The organism is Halopseudomonas laoshanensis, assembly GCF_008365385.1.
GTDB lineage: Bacteria > Pseudomonadota > Gammaproteobacteria > Pseudomonadales > Pseudomonadaceae > Halopseudomonas > Halopseudomonas laoshanensis.
The window spans coordinates 1,143,193-1,160,727 of record NZ_QOVF01000001.1 but is presented as its reverse complement, the minus strand read 5'-3'; the positions used below and the strand labels follow the sequence as shown (position 1 = coordinate 1,160,727).

Genomic DNA, 17,535 nt, shown 5'->3' with positions numbered 1-17,535 from the left:
TGCTCAATCGGCTACTCGACAACCCAGCATACCCTACGCCAATGGGTTTGGCAGATCGCCATCAATCCTCATCAATGATCTTTTCACCCTGCTCCTTGCCCTCCGCTGATGCATGTTCGACCACTGCATTCAGCTGGGCGCCATAGAGCATCACCGAGGCGGAAATATAGAAGTACAGCAGCAGAATGATCACAGCACCAATACCGCCGTAAAACAGCTGGAAGTTGCCAAAGTTGCGAGCAAAGATACCGAAACCGATCGAGGCGGCAATCCAGACCATCACAGCAATCACCGATCCTGGGGTAATGAAACGGAATTCCTGTTCTACATCCGGCGTGAGGTAGTAGATCATGGCCACGACGAACATCAGGATCAACACCACTATGGGCCAGCGTAGCCAGCTCCAGGAGAGTACCCAAAGATCCTTCATCCCCACCTGGTTTGCCAGCCACTCGGCTGCCGTGGGGCCTATCACCATGAAACCAGCAGCCACCATAAGCAATAGAGCCATGCCCAAGGTAAAACCTATTGATAGCGGAAATAGCTTCCACGCCGGGCGGCTTTCTTGCACGTCGTAGGCATTGTTCATGGCGTTCATCAGCGAGCGCATACCAGTAGACGAGACCCATAGGGCCATGACGATACTGATAGACAGGATACTGTTGTTGTCTTTCTGAAGTTGATCGATAACCGGATCAATCATTTCCATCACCATGCCCGGAAACGCGACGGCTGCCTGCTGACGCAACCAATCGAAGAATTCAGGGAGATTGAAGAAACTCAGCGTGGCGGTGAGAAACAACAGGAAGGGAAATAGTGACAACAGCGCGCGGAAAGCCAACGCAGCTGCGTAGGTCGACATGTCGTTATTGTCGAATTCGCGAAAGCTCCGTTTTATCAGCGCCCACTTGCTCACGCCGCGCAGATCCAGATATGACATAGTCCACCTTTTGGCTAACCTACCTAGTCGGACGACACTGTAACCTGGGAGTTCATACCTGACTTCAGACAAGGCTCATCTATCATTGCAAAAGATGACAGCAGGAAAGTAGGTTGAGACGGCTTGATATGTGGAGGTGTTGCAGAGGACGTAATACCCGATGGTGCCCGGAGCCGGAATCGAACCGGCACGGGGTTACCCCCGAGGGATTTTAAGTCCCTTGCGTCTACCAGTTTCGCCATCCGGGCTAACGAGTACGGTATTACTAACTACATAGTGCGAATTAATGGAGGCCGAGGTCGGAATCGAACCGGCGTTCACGGATTTGCAATCCGCTGCATAACCACTCTGCCACCCGGCCTCATAATTAACAGTTACGTTGTGGGTGAATCAAACGCAACTCTGATCGATACAAAGGTCTTGATTTTAGTCTTATCTTATTGATAAGACTGATATTTTTCAAAGCAAGTGCACTCGATGGGCTGCATTATGTATCAATTTGGAGGGCTTGGCAAGCGCACTCTGAATACTTGGCTCGCCCGTGCTCCCCCGATCAGTTTGCCGCGCAGACCGCCTGATACAAAGGCGCATCGCGCTCGACCCGACGCAGTGCAGTGACACGCAGTGAACCATCTTCGGCCATCGGTACCAGCTCCTGAGTAGAGCAGTTGAGTAGATGGGTCTGATGGGAGACCAGGTCTACGTACTCTTTATCGAACTTATAGAGTATGAATTGGCTGATGCTCTGCCCTTCCCGCTCGACCTGAGAGATGTTGCCCGTATCCAGCACGGTGAAACCTACGGTCATCGGGAACATAAACGTCCAGGGGCGCCAGAACACACCTTCCTGCTCGATCTCGACTACCTGTGAAGCTTCAGGCAACTGGGTTTGCTTATGCTCGAACCAGTTGTACTCGTAGTAAATCTGATAACTCAGCATACCTGCCCCTGCAAAGATCGGAATGATCCATTTAGGCAGTCTCTTTCCCGACAAACTACGTAGCGTCGCAGCGATTCCCGCCGCACCCAAACCTGCTACAGCCAATGCTAGCAAATGCCAGATCATGAATTCTTTTCCCGGAAATAAGGCGGGCTTCCATAAGGAAGCCCGCTTAGGTTCAGCCAGTTGCACAGCTCAGCTGTGCAGGTCTGGCCTGGATACTACTCAGTGATCTACGGCAGTGCCAGCGCCTTTTGGATAGCGAACGCTTTCCACCAGATCCTGAATTTCCTGTGAAGGCTCTTCAGTTGCATAGGCAACCCCGAAGGCGACTGCGAAGTTGATCAGTGCACCAACCGCGCCGAACGACAGTGGCGAGATGCCAAACAACCAGTTTTCCGGGATGTTCGCCAGGCTTGCAGTGCCTGGGATGAAGAACCAGCCCAGATAGGTAAAGATGTAGATACAGGTAGCAAACAGACCAGCCAGCATGCCCAATACCGCGCCTTTGCTGTTGATACGCTTGGAGAAGATACCCATCATCAGTACCGGGAAGATCGTTGCTGCGGCAATACCAAACGCCAGTGCAACCACCTGCGCCGCGAATCCAGGAGGGTTAATCCCCAGCCAGGTCGCAATCACGATGGCCACCGCCATGGAAATACGTGCTGCAAGCATTTCTCCCTTGTCGGTAATGTCGGGTTTGATCATCTTCTTGATAAGGTCGTGACTGATTGCCGAGGAGATCGCCAGCAACAGACCCGCCGCTGTAGATAGCGCAGCTGCGATACCACCTGCCGCAATCAAGCCGACAACCCAGCCTGGCAAGTTGGCAATCTCAGGGTTCGCCAATACCAGAATGTCGTTGTTTACGACCAGTTCATTGCCTGCCCAGCCACGCGCTTCAGCTGTTTCGGCAAATGCGGGTACTTCGTTGTACATCTGGATCCTGCCGTCATTATTCTTGTCTTCAAAGGTGACAAGTCCGGTTTCTTCCCAGGTTTGGATCCATTGTGGCCGTTCTGCATACTCCAGCGATTCGGCAGTTGGACCTTCCGGATAAATGGTGTCGATCAGGTTCAGTCGACCCATGGAGGCTACCGCAGGCGCTGTGGTGTACAGCAAAGCAATGAAGACCAGCGCCCAACCAGCAGTCCAGCGAGCATCTGCAACCTTGGGTACGGTGAAGAAACGAATGATGACGTGTGGCAGACCGGCAGTACCGATCATCAGCGACACAGTGAACAGGAACATGTTCAGCTTGTTAGGAACAGCAGCAGTGTAATCCTGAAAGCCCAGTTCACGAACCACTTCATCCAGTTTCTGCAGCATGGGCATGCCGGACTCAAGGTGCGTGCCGAACAGACCAGTTTGCGGCAGAACATGACCGGTGATTTGCAAGGAGATGAAGATCGCCGGAATGGTATAGGCAATGATCAGCACGACATACTGGGCTACCTGAGTGTAGGTAATGCCTTTCATGCCGCCCAATACCGCATACACAAATACCACTGCTGACGCGATGATCAAACCGGTGGTGGCGTCCACTTCAAGGAAACGTGCAAATGCTACGCCCGCCCCTGTCATCTGGCCGATAACGTAGGTAGTGGAAATCACCAACAGACAGATGATCGCCACTGCACGCGCGGCGTTGCTGTTGAAACGATCGCCAACGAAATCCGGCACCGTGTATTTGCCAAATTTACGCAGGTAAGGTGCCAGCAACATCGCCAGCAATACAAAACCGCCGGTCCAGCCCATCAGGAAGGAGGAGTTGACATACCCGACCGAAATAAGACCTGCCATTGAGATGAAGGATGCAGCAGACATCCAGTCAGCGGCTGTTGCCATGCCGTTGGTGATGGGATGGACACCCCCGCCTGCGACATAGAACTCCTTGGTGGAGCCGGCACGGGCCCAGATCGCGATAAAGATATAGACCGCGAAGGACCCGCCCACAAACAATAGATTAATAACAAATTGGCTCATATCCGTTACTCCTCCAGACCGTGTTCTTTGTCCAGACGATTCATTCTCCAGGCATAGAAGAAGATCAGGACAACAAACACCAGGATTGAGCCCTGTTGGGCGAACCAGAAACCGAGATCAGCGCCGCCTACTGAAATACCAGATAACATAGGCCGCAATATGATGCCGAAACCGAAGGACACTAAAGCCCACACTATTAGGCTGCAAAAGATCAGGCGTAGGTTCGCCGACCAATATGCAGCTCCTTTCTCTTTGTCATCCATCGTTTTACTCTCCACTTTATTGTTATTACCGCGTTGGGAAATTCCACAAGCTCGGAAGGATTCCGTGACATCGATTTTGCAAAATTCGGCCTGACAATAAATCCCCGACATTAGTCTTAGGCCTTATGGCGCGCACCAGAGCCGCGTCTCAAGCGGATTTGAAAGTGGCTGAGCGGGAGTTGAGCAACTGGGTGCCGCGGAAGATACGAGCGGTTTTCTGCAGGCAATAAAAAGCCGAAAGAGATGATCTTTCGGCTTTTTACGTCTGACAACGAAAAAAGCCACCCGGAGGTGGCTTTGATCTGAATATGGAGCGGGAAACGAGACTCGAACTCGCGACCCCGACCTTGGCAAGGTCGTGCTCTACCAACTGAGCTATTCCCGCTTTGGAACGGCGCCCATTCTATCCTCCTGCGCGGGCCTGTCAAGTCATTGATTCAGAAAAAGTTATTTGTCGCTTTTTTGCACAGCATGCATGCTCATATACGGCCATGCAGCGCGCAGATAGACGAACATTGACCATAGCGTCAGCACCGCCGAGATCATTAGCAGCACATAGCCAAGTACCACCCAATTGTTTATTAGCGGCGGATTGGCCAATAGTACGATGAGTGCGACCATTTGCGCGGCGGTCTTGTATTTGCCCAGTTGGGATACCGCCACATGCGCACGCTTGCCTAATTCGGCCATCCATTCACGCAACGACGAGATAACGATTTCACGGCCGATGATCACCATCGCCGGAGCAGTGACCCAGAAGTTGGCATGACTTTGCACCAGCAATACCAGCGCCACCGCGACCATCAGCTTGTCTGCTACCGGATCAAGAAAGGCACCAAAGGGCGTGCTCTGCTCCCATTTGCGAGCTAGATAGCCGTCGAGCCAGTCAGTGATGCTGGCCACAGTAAAGACGATCGCCGCAGCCATATAGCTCCAGTGAAAGGGCAAATAATAGAACAGGATGAAGATGGGGATCAGTCCGACCCGCAGCAACGTCAGAATATTCGGTATGTTCATGAGTGATTAGCGGCCTTTGTCTAATGGCGCATTCTAGTCGCTATGCAGCGCAGCATAAATCTGTTCCGCAAGTTTTTTACTGATCCCAGGCACTTTACCCATCTCGGCGGCACTCGCGCGCTTCAGTTCCTGCAGTCCGCCGAAGTGCTTTAACAGTTCACGCCGGCGTTTGGGCCCCACGCCTTCGATCCCTTCCAAGGGAGATGTATTGCGCGCTTTACCCCGGCGGGCGCGGTGACCAGTGATGGCAAAGCGGTGTGCTTCATCACGAATATGTTGAATCAGATGCAGCGCTGGTGAATGCGCCGGTAACACCAGCTCATTGTGCGGATCATTCAGGTACAGCGTTTCCATGCCGGCCTTGCGAGTGACGCCTTTGGCGACGCCCAGCAGCGTCAAGCCATGTATCGCCAGGTCCTGCAGCACCTCAAGCGCCATCGACATCTGACCCTTACCGCCATCGACCAAGAGAATGTCCGGCATCTTGCCCTCGCCGTCCTTGATCCGGCTGAAACGACGCGTCAGGGCCTGGCGCATGGCGGCGTAATCGTCACCCGCGGTAACCCCTTCGATATTGAATCGGCGGTAATCACTCTTCAAAGGCCCTTCCGGGCCGAACACCACACAGGAGGCGACGGTTGCCTCGCCGCTGGAATGGCTGATGTCGTAACACTCTAGACGCGTTGGTTGCTCGTCCAGCTTCAACGCCTCTTGCAGCGCCTCGAAACGGATTTGCACGTTCTGCCGATTGGCCAGCATGCCGGCAAGGGCCAGATCGGCGTTATTTACCGCCAGGCTTTGCCAGCGGCTACGCGTGCCTCTGACGCGGTGGCTGATGGTCAGGTTATGTCCGCGCGCCTGGGCCAATGCTTCAGCGATCACCGGCATGTCTTCATGCTCTGCGTTGACGATAATTTCACCCGGCAGCTCGCGTTCGGCGCCGCCCAGATAGTACTGGGGCAGGAAGGCTGCCAGCACCTCCCCCGGGGTTTGCTCGATAGGTACGCGGGGGAAATGATTCTTGCTGCCCAGCACCCTGCCCTGGCGCACCATAACAACATGCACACAGGCGCCGCCCGGTGAAACCGCAGCAGCGACGATATCCACATTGCCCTGCTCGGTATCCATGCTCTGCTGGTCCTGCACGCGGCGCAGCAGCGCCATCTGATCACGCAGCTCGGCAGCCCGTTCAAAATCCAGCTGCTCAGAGGCCTGCTCCATACTCTTGACCAGTTCATCCGCCAGTGCGTTGCTGCGGCCTTCGAGAAACATGATCGAGTGACGCACGTCTTCCGCATACTCCTGCTCATCCACCAACCCGACACAGGGCGCCTTGCAGCGATTGATCTGATGCTGCAGGCAGGGTCGAGTGCGATTGCGGTAATAGCTGTCTTCGCACTGGCGTACTTTGAAGGCTTTCTGCAGCAGGCTCAGACTTTCGCGGATGGCTCCGGCACTGGGGTAAGGCCCGAAATAGCGGCCCTTGAGCTTCTTTGTTCCGCGATGCAGGCCCAGCCGCGGAAAGCTGTCCAGGCTGGATAAATACACGTAGGGGTAGGATTTGTCGTCGCGCAACAGAATATTGTAAGGCGGCCTGGAGGCTTTGATCAGGCTCTGTTCCAGCAGCAGCGCCTCGGTTTCGTTCGAGGTGATGGTGGTGTCAATTTGCTGAATGCGCGCTACCAACGCTGCGGTCTTCGGGCTTAACCCGGTCTTGCGAAAGTAACTGGCCAGGCGCTTCTTCAGGTGCTTGGCCTTGCCCACATACAGCAGCTCACCCTGAGCATCGAACATGCGATACACGCCAGGCTTGTTGCTGGCCGTGGACAGGAAGGCATTGGGATCGAACATCGGAGGCGTCATGCTCAGCGAGGGATGGCGTCGACCATACCGTGGCGCACGGCCAACAGCGTCAGTTCAACGTCACTGGTGATGTTCAGCTTCTCGAATAAGCGGTAGCGGTAAGTATTGACGGTCTTCGGGCTCAGACACAGCTTGTCGGCAATATTCTGGACTTTTTCACAACTGACAATCATATAGGCGATCTGCATTTCGCGTTCGGAGAGATTGTCGAACGGCGAATCACTGGCCGGCGCGAAGGCCTTGAGCGCAAGCTGCTGGGCGATATCCGGGCTGATATACCGTTGCCCCGCCGCCACCTGGCGAATGGCCGTCACCATTTCATTCAACGCCGCGCCTTTGGTCACATAGCCAGCGGCCCCGGCCTGCATCAAACGCGTTGGAAACGGCTCCTCATCACACACCGTCACCGCAATGATGCGCAGATGTTTGTCATGCAGGAGGAGTTTACGCGTCGCTTCCAGACCACCAATACCGGGCATTCGCACATCCATCAAAACCACATCGGGCTTTAGTGTGCGTGCTTGCGTTACGGCGGATTCTCCGGAGTCTGCTTCGCCTACTACGCTGATGCCGGGCACATCACTGAGCATTCGGCTGATGCCCATGCGCACCAGATCATGGTCATCTACTACCAATACCTTGATCAAATCCGACCCCTTGTGCATTGAACGAGCGGCATTTCAAGAACTGCCCAACGTCCGACTCAGGCAGTTTGGCCGGCACAAGCTCAGCCCTGATTAACTAGGCGGTACCATAGCAAATCAGCGCCTCCAGGGGAACGGCTGATCTAGCGATCAGCGCGGCCAAGCTGCGCTGCCAACTCATCCAGGCAGGCAGGATCATCAATCGTGGATGGCACGCTGAAAGATTCGCCAGCAGCCATCTGCCGCATGATCCGCCGGAGTATTTTCCCTGAGCGGGTCTTGGGCAAGCGCTTGACGATCAGCGCGCCTTTGAAGCAGGCCAGCGCGCCTATATCCCGCCGAACCATCGCCACCAGTTCCGCGCTCAGCGTATCGGGGTCGATCGCCACCTCATTTTTCAGCACGACCAGGCCCAGCGGCAGTTCGCCCTTGAGTTCATCAGGTATGCCGATCACCGCACATTCAGCCACCGCGCTGTGAGCCCCGAGCACTTCTTCCATTTCTCCGGTCGATAATCGATGGCCGGCGACATTGATGATGTCGTCAGTGCGGCCCATTACAAACAAGTAGCCGTCACTGTCCAGGTAGCCCGCGTCGCCAGATTGGTAATAGCCAGGGAACACATTGAGATAACCTTCGCGAAAGCGTGCCGGATTGCCCCATATGCCGGTAAGACAGCCCGGCGGCAGCGGCATCTTCAGGGCAATGTTGCCTTGAGCACCTGCGGCTACCGGCAGCCCTTCATCGTCAAGTATCGCCACCTCAAACCCTGGCATGGGATAGGTCGCAGAGCCCATTTTTGCAGCTTGGAGTCCATAGCCCGCCGGGTTGGCAGCAATGGCCCAGCCGGTCTCGGTCTGCCACCAGTGGTCAATAATCGGCCTCTTGAAGTGTTCCTCAAGCCATGCCCATGTAGGTGGGTCCAGGCGCTCTCCAGCCAGATACAGCCGCTCCAGCCTGGACAAATCGGCAGCATGCGCGAGCGCCGCTTGCGGGTCTTCCTTTCGAATCGCGCGGAACGCCGTTGGCGCAGCAAACAGTGCCTTGACGCCGTATTCGGCACACACGCGCCAGAATGCACCTGCGTCCGGGGTGCGGACAGGCTTGCCTTCGTAGAGCACCGTTGTGCAGCCTGCCAGCAGCGGCCCATAGACAATATAGGAGTGCCCTACCACCCAACCAACGTCCGAGGCAGCCCAGAACACATCACCGGGCTGCATGTCATACACCACTCGCATGCTGTAGCGCATGGCTACGGCGTGGCCGCCATGATCGCGCACCACGCCCTTGGACTTGCCAGTGGTGCCAGAGGTGTAAAGTATGTAAAGCGGGTCGCCTGCCAGCACCGGTACCGCCTCAGCAGGCTCGGCATTGGCCAGAGCTCGCTGCCATTCCAGATCGCGGTCACTGTAAAGCTCTGCACGGCACTGTGGTCGCTGGTAGACCACACAATGCCGGACGGGATGTGCTGCTTCGTTGATAGCAGCATCGACTAGCGGTTTGTAGGGAATAATGCGATCAACTTCGACCCCACAGGATGCGGTCAGGATGACGTCCGCCTGGGCATCATCGATGCGCACCGCCAGCTCATGAGCGGCAAAGCCGCCAAACACCACACAGTGCACCGCGCCCAGCCGAGCGCAGGCAAGCATCGCGACTACGGCTTCAGGAATCATCGGCATATAGATGATTACCCGGTCGCCTTTGTTCACGCCCAAGTCACGCAGCATACCCGCACACTGAGCCACCCGACCGGCCAGCTCGCGGTAGCTGATACGCGCTTTGCCGTGGGTCACCGGTGAGTCGTAAATCAGTGCGGTTTGCTCGCCCCTGCCTGCAAGCACATGGGCGTCAACTGCCAGCCAGGCGGTATTCAGCCGGCCGTCAGCGAACCACTGATAGTTACCGTCGGCGTCCTGCTGCAAAATGGTAGTCGGCGGCGTGTGCCAGGCGAGGCCTGCAGCTTGCTCAGCCCAGAATATTTCAGGCTCGCGTAGCGCCTGGCTATAGGCCTGTGGATAGGTTGGCGGGTGCAAATGGGTGGATGGCATGAACGGTGATCCTCTTATTATGCCGTCAGACTAAACCACATCGTTTATAAGGGAACTAGACTTACGTAGGATGGGTGCTGGGCGGCGGTCTGCCATACTCGCTACACATACAAAAAGGTCATGCTCATGAGTAAGGAAGACCCCTTCGCCGCTACCGGCAAAACCGCGGTTATGCAGAATGTGCATGGCACCATGACCTTTTTGCTTAATTACCCGCCCTTCAACCTGATGGATACGCATCACCTGGCGTTTATGGTGGAGCACTGCCAGTTGTGCTTCTTTGCCAGCGGTGAATCCATCATCCGCCCGCAGGAAGGTCCGGTAAAACATTTTTATATCGTCAAACAGGGGTTGGTCAGGGGCGAGCGAATGCTCGCTGGCCAGGAAGCGCCAGAAACCACCTTTGAGATTACACAGGGTGAGTGCTTCCCACTCGCGGCATTGATTGGCGAGCGAGCCACGCGGACTGAGCATCTAGCCGGCAAGGACACATTTTGTCTGGCATTGCCCCGCGCTGACTTTGCCAGACTGTTTGCCATGTCTGCGCCCTTCCGTGACTTTGCCTTGCGTGGTGTGAGCAGTCTGCTGGATCAGGTCAATCAGCAAGCCCAGATGCAGGCGGCAGAAAATCTCGGCTCGCAATATTCGCTGGATACCCGCCTGGGCGATCTGGCCGTGCGCAGCCCGATCAGTTGCGCCGCGGAATTGCCCGTACGCGTTGCCGTCAGGCACATGCACGAGGCCAATGTCGGCAGTATTGTCATCGTTAACTCAGACAACAAGCCGCAAGGCATCTTTACCCTGCGCGACCTGCGCAAAGTCGTGGCGCTGGGCGAGGTCGACATGGATGAGCCGATCCATCGGGTGATGTCCTCTCCACCCTTCCACCTCCCTTCCAGCGCCTCCGCCTTCGATGCAGCGATTGCCATGACCGGTCGGCATATAGCGCACATCTGCGTGGTCGACCAGGAGAGATTGGTCGGCGTGGTATCGGAGAGAGATCTGTTTTCCTTGCAGCGCGTTGATCTGGTCCATTTAGCCAGGACCATTCGTCAGGCCGCCCGGGTCAGCACCCTTGCGGCGCTGCGCACCGATATTCGCCAACTGGTCGAAAGCATGATGGCCCACGGCGCCTCCTCAACCCAGATCACGCACATCATAACCCTGCTCAACGACCACACCGTCTGCCGGGTCATAGAGCTGTGCATTGAAGAGCACGGCGACCCCGGCTTTCCGTTCACCTGGCTGTGTTTTGGCAGTGAGGGGCGCCGCGAGCAAACGCTGCATACCGATCAGGACAACGGCATTCTATTCGAGGCCGATGACGCTGCAGAAGCGGCGCGAATGCGCGGCCTGCTGCTGCCGTTGGCGCAGAAAATCACCCTTGGGCTGGCAGAGTGTGGTTTTACCTTGTGCAAGGGCAACATCATGGCCAGTAACCCCGAGTTGTGTCTGTCGAGGCATGAGTGGGACAGGCGGTTTGAGCAGTTTATTAGCTCCGCGACGCCGAAAAACCTGATGGCCTCCTCGATTTTCTTCGACTACCGCGTCGTCTGGGGTGAGGCTGAAGGCGCCAGAAAACTGTTCGCCAGGGTGCTGGACAAGGTCAGCAACAACACGCTGTTCCAGCATATGCTTGCTCACAACGCGCTAGAGCAACGGCCACCCATCGGGCGCTTCCGTGACTTCGTGGTGGCGCGCAGCGGCGCGGAGAAGGATACGTTGGACTTGAAGAAGCAGGGCCTGATGCCCTTTGTCGACGGTGCACGATTGCTCGCCCTCGCCCATGGCATTGCCGAGTGCAATACGCTGGAGCGCTTTCGTCAGCTCAGCACCATTGAGGTCATCGACGCCAAGGATGCTGCCGCATACGAAGAGGCCTATCACTTCATCCAATTGATCCGCATGCAACAACACCAATTACAAGATCGGCAAGGTCTGCCGTTCAGCAACCGGATTGATCCTGACATCCTTAACCATCTGGATCGTCGCATCTTGCGTGAATCATTCCGCCAGGCAAAAAGGCTGCAAGCGAGCCTGGCTCTGAGGTACCAGTTATGAGCCCGCTGAGTTGGCTACAAAATCGTCGCACGGCGAGTATCAGTGAACTCCAGCGCGACCGCCGTGACCATCTTCCGGCGCCGCAACCGCTGGACCAGACACCACTGCACGAGACCAAGCTGGTGGTGGTGGACGTTGAAACCAGTGGCCTGAATACCCAGCGTGACAAGGTCCTGTCCATAGGTGCAGTGGTAATCGAGCGCGGCGCGATCGATATGGGCACTCAATACGAGAGCACCCTTTACCGGGCCAACCACAAGGTGACCGAAGCCATTCTCATACACGGCATACCGCCCAGCGAGGTGGCCCTGGGCATGGCGCCACAGGACGCATTGCTGGATTTTATGGAGTTTGCTGGCGAATGTGTTTTTCTCGCCTTCCACGCAGGCTTTGATCAGCGCATGCTGAGCAAGAGCCTGCGCCACGATCTGGGCTATCGCCTGCAGCATAAATTCCTCGATGTAGCCGAGATCGCACCGATGCTCTGTCCGGATGCGGTTGTCGGCCGTGGCGGCCTGGATGATTGGCAAAGCTATTTCGAGCTCAGTAATACCGAGCGTCACAATGCCGCTGCCGATGCGATGGCTACTGCCGAGATCATGTTGATCCTTCTGAGCAAGGCCCGGGCTCAAGGCATTCACCAATTGGACGAATTGAATACTCGGCTTGGGCACTGGCGAAAGCTCAAGCGCGCACGTCTTGGCGGAGTGTGAGTTTTCTGCATTATTTCGGTTGAGGCGCTTGCACCACTATTTTCTTCAAGCCATTTTTATTGAACCCCAGGAATTGATTTCAGTCGGAATCGTCGGTAGCCTCCGCGACCCTGACAACCCTGGAGTTTTGCATGATCAAGAAAGTCGTTTATAAAACCGCACTTGCACTGGCGGTAACCACCGTTTCTACCCACCTGATGGCCAATGGCGTTGCGATCAACGAACAAAGTGCCAGTGGTATGGGCACCGGTTTCGCCGGCCGGTCCTCCTCCGCGCAAGACGCCAGTACCGTATTCGGCAATCCCGCCGGGATGTCCAAGCTCGACCGCGCGCAAATCAGCGGCGGCTTTGCTGTCATCAGTGCCAACACCGACATCAGCAATGCACAAGGCAGCACAAGCGGCACTAACGACGGCGATATGGTCCCGGTCGCAGCGGTACCCTTCGGCTACTACGTCAGGCCATTGAATGATGACTGGCATTTCGGTCTGGGCGTATATGTACCCTTTGGTGTGATCAGCGATTACGAGGACAGCTTCCAGGGCCGCTACCACGGCCTGGAAAGTGAGGTGCAGGTAGTAACGCTGCAACCTACGCTCAGCTATCGCATTAACGACCGTGTTTCGATCGGTTTCGGCCCCACCATCAATCGCATCGAAGGCACCTTGACCAGTGCAGTTCCCGTCGGCCTGAGCGATGCCAACGTGGATATTCAGGGGGACGACATCGGCTATGGTTTCAACGCCGGCATACTGGTGGACCTGTCTGAGCGCGTGGCACTGGGTGTCACTTACCACTCCAGTGTCGATTACACACTGGAAGGAAGAACCCGAGTGTCCGGCTTCCCGGCACAGCTGCCGGTCAACGGCAGTTATGACGCCACTCTGGATGTGACCACGCCGGAGTCAGTCGACGTGTCCCTGACCTACGCTCATGATGAGCGCTGGACCCTCTATGCGGGGACTACCTGGACACGCTGGAGCCAGTTTGACCAGTTGATCATCGAAAATGAGAACTCTCCAGCGCTGTTTGGAACGGTAGAAGAAGAGCTCAACTGGTCGGATACCTGGGCGTTTGCGTTCGGCGCGGCCTATCAAATCACGCCGGAAGTGGTGCTGCGCACCGGCCTGGCGTTCGACCGCTCACCCACTACGGACGCTGATCGCACCGTTCGTATTCCAGTAGGTAACCGCAAGGTTCTGTCTCTGGGTGCCGGCTGGGAAGCGACCGACAACGTAACCGTGGATGTGGCTTATGCCTATCTGCGCGAAGACCAGGCGAGCGTCAGCTACACGGACTATAGCGCCGACTACCGCAATAGCGCTCATGGCTTGTCGACCCAGGTCACCTATAGCTACTAATACTTAGCGCAAAAAAAAACGCCTCGATTGCTCGGGGCGTTTTTCGTTGTGCTTTGCAGAATCAACTTGTGGTCGATTCAAGAAGCAATGAGTTCGAACACCTCGTTCCACATTTTTCGGCTTTGTTGCTTGAGCGCGTTAGAGCGTGTAATCAATGTCGATGACAGTTCGGCGGATAAGGCAGCATCGGTCAGATAATCCAAAGCCTGTTCCAACTGATCATCAGTCAGGTTTATATCCAGAACGCCTTGCTCGAAACTATAGTCGGCAAACAGCATTTGATACTTGTGACTCCAGCCAGTCGCCAGCGAAGGGACGCCCTGCGACAAAGCACTCACCAGACCATGGAAACGGCTGCCCACCGTGCCTTTGCAGGCGCCCAAAATCCCCTTGATTGCCAGCGGGTCGCTTTCCCTGACGATAGGCACGCCTCCCACCGCCTTGGACACCTGCTCAGCCAATCGCAGATCATCTACACCCTCATGCACCAGAAGGAAGGGCTTGGCATCCCGCTTAAGCAAAATGCGAGTGACCCGTTCCAGAAAGGGAATGTAGCCCTTGGCAACAGCGTCGGTGGTTTTATCCATCATGCGGAAATTAGGCACGATGCAGATCTGGTGGGTTGTGCGGTCGAAATAGTCCGGACATTGCCCCTCGATCAGGTTGGTGAAGTCCGGGCACTGCTTGATATGCTCAGCTTTGCCAACGATGTCGGTCAGATACTCGTAAGAAATCCTCTCGCGCGCATATATTAGGTCGGCATTATCCACGAAGCGCTTCACCGCCTCCTTGCTTTTACCGTCACGGAACGGCCCGAATGCTTGCGGCAACAGGATCACTTTTGCCCCCCGGCTTTTCCAGCGCGCTGAAGACCTTGCCAGCTCCTCAGACAGTTCCGGACCCCATTGATCTGTATAAGCAAAGCCCGCGGCATCCAGCACCACATCGATATCCTTGTCGAGCACGACGCCATACATCTCGCGCAATCTGCCCGGCATCAGTGCGGCCAAGTCACCAAAAGGAATTCCCTTGCGCCATAACCAGGCTTTTTGATAAAGGCCCAGCTTGGCTCTTTGCTGATAAGGGTAAGGGCTACTATCCCGGCCAGGCTCCATAACCGTCCGAGCCTCGGGATACTGCGTCTGTACTTGCTCCAGAACAGCCCTGAGCATCAGTTCAGCGCCCTTGTTCACAAATCCCGCTTTGCGCACTTCTACATACATAAAGGTTTTCCTAGGGTCTTGATAAAGCTGGAAAAATTAAAAGACGGACGACTCCAAGAGTGCGCCATCGTAAAGAAATGAGCGTTTTTTTGAGGCATGGAGCATCGCTGCCGCCTCAGACAGAGGTAGCCGCGAAGTTGCCGTAAACGCGTGCCTCCTCCAGGGAGATCTTTTGTGAGTACGGCACTAGTGATTCGTGGGCGGCATACCCCAGGGAAATGAACATGACGATGCGCTCATCTGGCTCCAGCCCCAACAGCTTGGTAGCTGCCCGTTCCCGTTCGGGTATATCCGGCCAGTTAATCGAGCACGAAGAGACCCCCAGGGTTTCCAGCGCGAAGATGAAAGACATTGCTGCCAGCGCCCCGTCTATATAGATAACGTGCCTGTCACGCGCATGCGGGTAGGCTCGCATGCGCCCTACGATGGCCACCATCGCCGGGAAGTTGTGATTAAAGCCCGCTACGCCCATGGGCAGTTCTGACACCTGCGCAATATCTTGTGGATCATCGAAAACAATAAATCTGAATGGCTGGCGATTACAGGCGCTCGGGGACTGCACGGCCAGCTCCACCGCCTGGTCGATAATTTGCCGGGGCACTGCCCTGCCGTCATACCAACGTACAGAGCGTCTCTTCATGCATAATTGAGTGAAGGATGCGTAGCTAACCGGTGCAACGGCATCACCCGCAGCGAAAGGCACGCGGCCTTCCCCTTCGTGACGCAGGTCATCCGCTATATCGTGAGGTGACTTGAACGCCAGGAACCTCTCCCGCGCCCTATTAATGACGGGATGGGTCGCCGACATCTCAAAGTACGCTGCCAACACATCATGTGCCCAGCAGATCTCGTAGGAGTCGACTGACCCGTCCAATGAGCGTGAGTAGGCTTCAACAGTCTGTTCGATATAGTCCAACGCGAACACGTCGCGCCGCGGCTGCATGATCAGCCCCTTCTCGATGCGGTGCACCGCGCGTCTGAGAAAGAAATTGCTACTTTCTACGCCGCTGCGATTTCGCACATGCCGCAGTTGCCCTTCCACCACTGCCTGAGCTTCGTGGTCGAAAGCGTCCGAAAAAAAGGCGTAATGGACGCGTCGCAAGAACGCGAAGCGGACCAGAGCTTTTACCCAAGCGATCGAGGCGTTGTCGCGCAGCCGCTTCAAACTTTCAATGCCACTTTGCGGCAATACCTTTTTCAGCGGATACTTCAAAATACTCATAAGCGTTAGTAGCCCTAAGTCGATTTACTTGTTTCTTGCATATGTCTTGTTCGGAACAGTAAGACACAGCCATCCCTAATCCAGATTTATTCAACACTGGAATACGAAGCTGTCGTTAGGGAGGATTAATTATTTGGAATGCTTGATTTTGACAGGCTGCGCTGGAATAGAGTTCCATTGGCAGTGACGGGAAACTGACAAAACATGACTTGGCGCACATTTTGTCAGTTATATGACTAATAGCCGGACAGTCGCCAGCTGAAACCACTTTAATGCCATATTGGTTTCACATTGACCGTCACGACCAAAATTAGCCTGTAGATATGAAGATGGCAGAGCCACTACCCACTGTTTTGATATCACTTGTTATTATTTGTAAAAACTTCAGACAATGCGTCTGGATTGTTTTTGAATGCCTTACTAAAGGCGTCGCGATGTTGAGCCATAAACAAACTGACTTCTTCTGCGGTCTTTTCATCCAACGACGGTACTGCCCTCTGCAAAACTTCGCCCAATGTCTCAGCCAGTTCAAGCATCTTGTCGTGGCGATCAGCTTCGGCTTTGTCCATGAACAATTGCTCCGGGTCTCTGCTACTGCGGTAAACAACTTCAACGGCCATAGTGGTACCTTCAGGCTGAATGGAGGTTCCGACACCTGTCGAGCGTCGGAGCTCGACATTGTACTGGATATTAATACAGTATTGAAAGACCGGTTAGTAAGGTGACAGCGCGGGAGACTCGGGCAATGCAGCGCTTCGCACGCTGCCAATCCGTTGAGGATGGGTCACAGAAACGAAAAAGGCCCCAGCTTTTTGGCTGAGGCCTTTTCATTTATTTGGCGGAGGGACAGGGATTACTCGGCGCTTCGCGCCTCACCCCTTCGGGGCCGCAGTCGCTGCGCTCCTGCGTTCCTACGCAAGCGTTGCTTGCTCCGGTCGAACGTGGGTTCTCACCGAGAACCCATCTGATAAACAAAAAAGCCTCAGCTTTCGCTGAGGCTTTTTTGTTTATTTGGCGGAGGGACAGGGATTCGAACCCTGGGTAGGCTATTAACCTACGCCGGTTTTCAAGACCGGTGCATTCAACCGCTCTGCCATCCCTCCACGGCCGGCAATACTACCGGAAACTTCTGGCTAGTCAATGGCTAACGTTGCAAATTGACATGATTCGCGCCATGTAAAACCTTGATTTGACCTGTTGAACGGGTATTATCGAGCGCATAGTGAAGGATCATCCTATTTGCCATTC

Annotated in this window: 14 protein-coding genes and 4 tRNA genes; 3 read left to right on the top strand and 15 right to left on the bottom strand. The window is 55.3% G+C overall.

Features of this window, described 5'->3' with window-relative positions; translation table 11 throughout:
• Positions 1 to 61: 61 nt before the first annotated feature.
• The 11 genes from DT594_RS05335 to DT594_RS05285 form a co-directional block, all read right to left on the bottom strand.
• Positions 62 to 940: a YihY/virulence factor BrkB family protein gene (locus DT594_RS05335; protein ID WP_149331679.1), complete on the bottom strand. Its 879-nt coding sequence runs from the start codon at positions 938 to 940 to the stop codon at positions 62 to 64.
• Positions 941 to 1,101: 161 nt separating this feature from the next.
• A tRNA-Leu gene (locus DT594_RS05330) sits at positions 1,102 to 1,188 on the bottom strand.
• Positions 1,189 to 1,227: 39 nt separating this feature from the next.
• A tRNA-Cys gene (locus DT594_RS05325) sits at positions 1,228 to 1,301 on the bottom strand.
• A 192-nt stretch (positions 1,302 to 1,493) separates the two neighbouring features.
• The gene (locus tag DT594_RS05320; RefSeq protein ID WP_246164552.1) at positions 1,494 to 1,880 is read right to left on the bottom strand and encodes a hypothetical protein; all 387 of its coding nucleotides are present in this window, start codon (positions 1,878 to 1,880) and stop codon (positions 1,494 to 1,496) included.
• 225 nt (positions 1,881 to 2,105) lie between these two features.
• Complete coding sequence (locus DT594_RS05315) at positions 2,106 to 3,869, bottom strand: sodium:solute symporter family protein (protein WP_149331677.1); 1,764 nt, start codon at positions 3,867 to 3,869, stop codon at positions 2,106 to 2,108.
• Between the two features lie 5 nt (positions 3,870 to 3,874).
• Positions 3,875 to 4,132: a DUF4212 domain-containing protein gene (locus tag DT594_RS05310; RefSeq protein ID WP_149331676.1), complete on the bottom strand. Its 258-nt coding sequence runs from the start codon at positions 4,130 to 4,132 to the stop codon at positions 3,875 to 3,877.
• 309 nt (positions 4,133 to 4,441) lie between these two features.
• A tRNA-Gly gene (locus DT594_RS05305) sits at positions 4,442 to 4,517 on the bottom strand.
• Between the two features lie 62 nt (positions 4,518 to 4,579).
• Positions 4,580 to 5,149: a CDP-diacylglycerol--glycerol-3-phosphate 3-phosphatidyltransferase gene (gene pgsA, locus DT594_RS05300; protein ID WP_149331675.1), complete on the bottom strand. Its 570-nt coding sequence runs from the start codon at positions 5,147 to 5,149 to the stop codon at positions 4,580 to 4,582.
• A gap of 33 nt (positions 5,150 to 5,182) precedes the next feature.
• Positions 5,183 to 7,000: an excinuclease ABC subunit UvrC gene (gene uvrC, locus DT594_RS05295; RefSeq protein WP_246164551.1), complete on the bottom strand. Its 1,818-nt coding sequence runs from the start codon at positions 6,998 to 7,000 to the stop codon at positions 5,183 to 5,185.
• 14 nt (positions 7,001 to 7,014) lie between these two features.
• Positions 7,015 to 7,659: a UvrY/SirA/GacA family response regulator transcription factor gene (gene uvrY / locus DT594_RS05290; protein WP_149331673.1), complete on the bottom strand. Its 645-nt coding sequence runs from the start codon at positions 7,657 to 7,659 to the stop codon at positions 7,015 to 7,017.
• A gap of 140 nt (positions 7,660 to 7,799) precedes the next feature.
• Complete coding sequence (locus tag DT594_RS05285) at positions 7,800 to 9,707, bottom strand: propionyl-CoA synthetase (RefSeq protein ID WP_149331672.1); 1,908 nt, start codon at positions 9,705 to 9,707, stop codon at positions 7,800 to 7,802.
• 126 nt (positions 9,708 to 9,833) lie between these two features.
• Here DT594_RS05285 and DT594_RS05280 point away from each other — a divergent pair, with 126 nt between their 5' ends.
• The 3 genes from DT594_RS05280 (at position 9,834) to DT594_RS05270 (ending at position 13,842) form a co-directional block, all read left to right on the top strand.
• Entirely contained in the window at positions 9,834 to 11,768 is a 1,935-nt protein-coding gene (locus tag DT594_RS05280; RefSeq protein ID WP_149331671.1) for a putative nucleotidyltransferase substrate binding domain-containing protein, read from the top strand.
• The gene (locus DT594_RS05275; protein ID WP_149331670.1) at positions 11,765 to 12,481 is read left to right on the top strand and encodes a 3'-5' exonuclease; all 717 of its coding nucleotides are present in this window, start codon (positions 11,765 to 11,767) and stop codon (positions 12,479 to 12,481) included. Before DT594_RS05280 ends, DT594_RS05275 begins: the two co-directional genes overlap by 4 nt.
• A 134-nt stretch (positions 12,482 to 12,615) precedes the next feature.
• On the top strand, positions 12,616 to 13,842 hold the full coding sequence (locus DT594_RS05270) for an OmpP1/FadL family transporter (RefSeq protein ID WP_178091466.1): 1,227 nt from the start codon (positions 12,616 to 12,618) through the stop codon (positions 13,840 to 13,842).
• 77 nt (positions 13,843 to 13,919) lie between these two features.
• Here DT594_RS05270 and DT594_RS05265 read toward each other — a convergent pair whose 3' ends face one another.
• From DT594_RS05265 to DT594_RS05250, 4 genes are all read right to left on the bottom strand, one after another.
• Positions 13,920 to 15,065: a polysaccharide pyruvyl transferase family protein gene (locus tag DT594_RS05265; RefSeq protein ID WP_149331668.1), complete on the bottom strand. Its 1,146-nt coding sequence runs from the start codon at positions 15,063 to 15,065 to the stop codon at positions 13,920 to 13,922.
• Between the two features lie 115 nt (positions 15,066 to 15,180).
• Complete coding sequence (locus DT594_RS05260; protein WP_149331667.1) at positions 15,181 to 16,287, bottom strand: nitroreductase family protein; 1,107 nt, start codon at positions 16,285 to 16,287, stop codon at positions 15,181 to 15,183.
• A 359-nt stretch (positions 16,288 to 16,646) separates the two neighbouring features.
• Positions 16,647 to 16,907, bottom strand: coding sequence for a YebG family protein (locus tag DT594_RS05255; protein WP_096347669.1), 261 nt, complete (start codon positions 16,905 to 16,907; stop codon positions 16,647 to 16,649).
• Between the two features lie 392 nt (positions 16,908 to 17,299).
• Positions 17,300 to 17,390, bottom strand: a tRNA-Ser gene (locus DT594_RS05250).
• Between the last annotated feature and the right edge of the window lie 145 nt (positions 17,391 to 17,535).

What these genes read in the sequence shown, in the direction of transcription:
- DT594_RS05280 (WP_149331671.1), top strand. Translation starts at nt 9,834, where the DNA reads ATGAGTAAGGAAGACCCCTTCGCCGCTACCGGCAAAACCGCGGTTATG.
- DT594_RS05260 (WP_149331667.1), bottom strand. Translation starts at nt 16,287, where the DNA reads ATGAGTATTTTGAAGTATCCGCTGAAAAAGGTATTGCCGCAAAGTGGC.
- DT594_RS05310 (WP_149331676.1), bottom strand. Translation starts at nt 4,132, where the DNA reads ATGGATGACAAAGAGAAAGGAGCTGCATATTGGTCGGCGAACCTACGC.
- DT594_RS05320 (WP_246164552.1), bottom strand. Translation starts at nt 1,880, where the DNA reads ATGCTGAGTTATCAGATTTACTACGAGTACAACTGGTTCGAGCATAAG.
- DT594_RS05265 (WP_149331668.1), bottom strand. Translation starts at nt 15,065, where the DNA reads ATGTATGTAGAAGTGCGCAAAGCGGGATTTGTGAACAAGGGCGCTGAA.
- DT594_RS05275 (WP_149331670.1), top strand. Translation starts at nt 11,765, where the DNA reads ATGAGCCCGCTGAGTTGGCTACAAAATCGTCGCACGGCGAGTATCAGT.
- DT594_RS05315 (WP_149331677.1), bottom strand. Translation starts at nt 3,869, where the DNA reads ATGAGCCAATTTGTTATTAATCTATTGTTTGTGGGCGGGTCCTTCGCG.
- DT594_RS05335 (WP_149331679.1), bottom strand. Translation starts at nt 940, where the DNA reads ATGTCATATCTGGATCTGCGCGGCGTGAGCAAGTGGGCGCTGATAAAA.
- pgsA (WP_149331675.1), bottom strand. Translation starts at nt 5,149, where the DNA reads ATGAACATACCGAATATTCTGACGTTGCTGCGGGTCGGACTGATCCCC.
- uvrC (WP_246164551.1), bottom strand. Translation starts at nt 7,000, where the DNA reads ATGTTCGATCCCAATGCCTTCCTGTCCACGGCCAGCAACAAGCCTGGC.
- DT594_RS05255 (WP_096347669.1), bottom strand. Translation starts at nt 16,907, where the DNA reads ATGGCCGTTGAAGTTGTTTACCGCAGTAGCAGAGACCCGGAGCAATTG.
- DT594_RS05285 (WP_149331672.1), bottom strand. Translation starts at nt 9,707, where the DNA reads ATGCCATCCACCCATTTGCACCCGCCAACCTATCCACAGGCCTATAGC.